This window comes from Noviherbaspirillum denitrificans, assembly GCF_002211445.1.
In the GTDB taxonomy this organism is placed as follows: Bacteria; Pseudomonadota; Gammaproteobacteria; order Burkholderiales; family Burkholderiaceae_D; genus Noviherbaspirillum; species Noviherbaspirillum denitrificans.
The window spans coordinates 2,450,722-2,451,743 of record NZ_LSTO01000001.1; the positions used below are offsets into that span (position 1 = coordinate 2,450,722).

Sequence of the window (1,022 nt, forward strand, 5' to 3'; positions counted from 1 at the left end):
GCACTTCAACGCCAAGGTCACGCTGCCGCAGAAGACCCTGAAGCACCTGTTCAACATGGTGCACTTCGCGATGGCACAGCAGGACATCCGCTACTACCTGAACGGCCTGCTGCTCGTCGTCGACGGCAAGAACGTGATCGCGGTCGCCACCGACGGCCACCGCCTCGCCTTCTGCCAGGTCGAGACCGACCAGAATTTCCAGCGCCAGGAAGTCATCATCCCGCGCAAGACCATCCTCGAGCTGCAGCGCCTGCTCGACGACAGCGACAGCACGGTCGACCTCGAGATCGCCAGCAACCAGGTCAAGCTCACCTTCACCGACATCGAACTGATTTCCAAGCTGGTCGAAGGCAAGTTCCCCGACTACACCCGCGTGATCCCGAAGGGCTACAAGAACAACTTCACCATCGATCGCCAGACTCTGTTGCATTCGCTGCAGCGCGCCGCGATCATGACCAGCGACAAGTTCAAGGGCGTGCGCTGCATCATCGCCCCGGGCAGCCTCAAGATCAGCTCCACCAACGCCGACCAGGAAGAAGCAGTGGAAGAACTCGAAATCGATTACGGCGGCGACACCGTCGACATCGGATTCAACGTCACCTACCTGCTCGACGTGCTGAACAACCTCAAGGCCGACAACGTCAACGTTGCGCTCGGCGACGCCAACTCATCGGCGTTGATCACCGTGCCCGACAACGCCGACTTCAAGTATGTCGTGATGCCGATGCGTATTTGATAAACCCAATAAGAGAAATCGCAAGGGGGCTGCCGAAGGTAAGGCGAGCCCCTTTGCCACATTTATGGAAATCCGAAATTCTTGGCCGGCAGCTTCCCAAGACAAGTAATTCGACCGGATGTGCACGAAAAATAAAGAACTGTAGGGTGGGTAGAGCGCAGCAAAACCCACCGAAAGCGCCACTCGAGCGCACGGCGGGTTTCGCTTCGCTCTACCCACCCTACGATCCATTATTCATTCGATGTATCCGGAAGAATCAAGACACTCTCCGAGCCGCAAGCCAGGT

Annotated in this window: 1 protein-coding gene; it reads left to right on the forward strand. The window is 57.6% G+C overall.

What is annotated here, in order from left to right:
* Positions 1–736, forward strand: a 736-nt coding sequence (gene dnaN, locus AYR66_RS11995) for a DNA polymerase III subunit beta (RefSeq protein WP_088709774.1), incomplete at its 5' end; no start/stop codon positions are given.
* Between the last annotated feature and the right edge of the window lie 286 nt (positions 737–1,022).